This is a genomic window from Enterococcus sp. NBRC 3427, from assembly GCF_007996925.1.
Classification (GTDB): Bacteria; Bacillota; Bacilli; order Lactobacillales; family Enterococcaceae; genus Enterococcus_B; species Enterococcus_B lactis.
Map to the genome: position 1 here is coordinate 1 of NZ_BJLL01000107.1, position 2,286 is coordinate 2,286.

1 protein-coding gene and 1 pseudogene are annotated in these 2,286 nt (G+C 38.2%); one reads left to right on the plus strand and one right to left on the minus strand.

Annotated elements, in window-relative coordinates:
* Positions 1-54: 54 nt before the first annotated feature.
* A pseudogene (locus tag ESP02_RS13035) lies at positions 55-646 on the minus strand (TMEM175 family protein).
* 146 nt (positions 647-792) lie between these two features.
* Here ESP02_RS13035 and brnQ point away from each other — a divergent pair.
* Positions 793-2,145 (plus strand): branched-chain amino acid transport system II carrier protein, encoded by a 1,353-nt coding sequence (brnQ, locus tag ESP02_RS13040; protein WP_002373399.1) that lies wholly within the window; start codon positions 793-795, stop codon positions 2,143-2,145.
* The last annotated feature ends 141 nt before the right edge of the window (positions 2,146-2,286 follow it).

Sequence of the window (2,286 nt, forward strand, 5' to 3'; positions counted from 1 at the left end):
AGAACACCGTTTATTCGGAAAAAGGGCTGTGACAAGATTTTTGTCACAGCCTTTTTATTTCCCCGGAAACAACCGCTGATAATAGACATCTGCTTTTTTTATAAGAAAAAATCCAAATACCAGATACGAAAAAACGTCCGAATAACCCAATCATCGGTACAAAAAAGATACCGACAATCAAGCATAAGTTAATAAACATGGAGATAAAACTTCGATGGTCCTTTGACAAAACTCTCACGACATGGGAATCTGGTTTATTTGCTTTCATGATTTGCCTCATCAATATACCAAAAGAAAAACTCCACATCGTGTATACTAAGGCATAAGCCATCTCAGTCCAAAAAGCTTCAGGGTTACGCCCGACCCAACTAGTAACGGAAGGACATAAGGTCAGCCAGAAGAGCCAAAAGATATTCGACCAGACCACTCGGTAATTGATGCGTTCTGCCATCTGGAATATACGATGATGGTTCACCCAAATTACCGCAACAAATATAAAACTGATTGCATAAGCTAATAATGTATTTCGGATGACCCACAAAGAATGAAAACCAGATGGATCAGGAATCTTGATGTCTAATACAAGAACTGTCAAAACGATAGCCACTACTCCATCAGTAAATGCTTCTAATCTCGACTTTGTCACGATGATTCCTCCTCAGATGATTCAGCGCTTTTATTTTATCACTTATGTTATTAAATAACCATCGTTTTATATAGGAAATTTTCTGAAAATTGTTGCATATTTTTCGAAATTTTGTTACTTTTAAAAAAACCGTAAAGGAGTTATGTATGACAAAAAAATTATCATTTAAAGACTATCTTTTTATAGGCTCCATGCTTTTCGGTCTATTTTTTGGTGCTGGAAATCTTATCTTTCCCGTTCATTTGGGTCAAGAAGCAGGCGCTGCTACCTTTTGGGCGAATCTAGGTTTCTTGGTTACCGGTATCGGTCTTCCCTTCTTAGGGGTGATTGCCATTGGTGTATCGAAAAGCTCAGGTGTATATGAATTAGCAAAACGGATAAATCAAACATATGCGATGGTTTTTACCATCTTGCTTTACTTAGTTATCGGACCGTTTTTTGCTTTACCTCGCCTTGCGACCACATCTTTCGAGATTGGTTTAGCACCATTTATCGATCCTAGCAGACAGACGCTATATCTAGCAATTTTCAGTATTGTATTTTTTGGGCTGGCTTGGTGGTTTTCAAGAAAACCGACAAAGATATTAGATTATGTTGGAAAATTCCTGAATCCTGCATTTTTGGTTTTATTAGGGGCATTGCTTCTCCTTGCTTTTTTGAATCCATTAGGCTCTGTCAATCAAGCGCCTATTCAGCCAAATTACCAAGACCATGCTTTTTTTACAGGATTTACTCAAGGATATAACACATTAGATGCGCTTGCTGCTTTAGCATTTGGGATTATCATCGTTACGACGATCCAAAACATGGGTGTAACAAAACCTGCTGAAATTGCTAAAGACACGATCAAATCTGGTGCGATCAGCATTATATTGATGGGAATCATTTATACTTTGCTCGCTTATTTAGGTGCTATGAGCTTAGGTAGCTTTGCTCTAAGTGAAAATGGCGGAATCACGCTGGCTCAGATTGCTGATCATTATTTAGGCACTTATGGTAGTATCTTATTAGCATTCATCGTTATATTAGCTTGTTTGAAGACTGGTATTGGTTTGATTACAGCTTTTGCAGAAACATTCACGGATTTGTTCCCGCAAAGAAATTACGCCTTTTTTGTTGCACTTGCCAGTATCCTTCCCTGTTTAGCGGCAAATGTAGGCTTGACGAATATCATTCAATTTTCGTTGCCTGTTTTGATGTTCATCTATCCATTAGCAATGACATTGATTCTGTTAGTATTGGTTGGTCCTTTGTTTAAGCAGCGTACAGCTGTTTATCGGATGACTACCTATTTTACATTGATTGCTTCGATTTTTGATGGGTTGAATGCCTGCCCAGAATCTATCAAGCAAACCCCTATCGTTCAAAATATTTTACATGCTGCGGAAAGCTACTTACCGTTTTTCAAATTGGGGATGGGATGGATCGTGCCAGCAGTTATCGGTTTCGTTATCGGCCTGATTTGGAGTTTCGCTAAGAAAGAAGAAGTAGCGGATTGATAAAAGAGGTTGTCTCTTGAACACTTTTTTAAGAAAGAGTTTGCGAAAAAGCTCTCACAAAAATTGCGACGAGTAATCGCAGGATCAATAAAAAGCAAAAGGTCTGTGACAAAAGTCTTGTCACAGACCTTTTTTCCGAAT

Excerpts from the sequence above, each read along its gene's own strand:
- brnQ (WP_002373399.1), top strand. The coding sequence starts at position 793 with ATGACAAAAAAATTATCATTTAAAGACTATCTTTTTATAGGCTCCATG.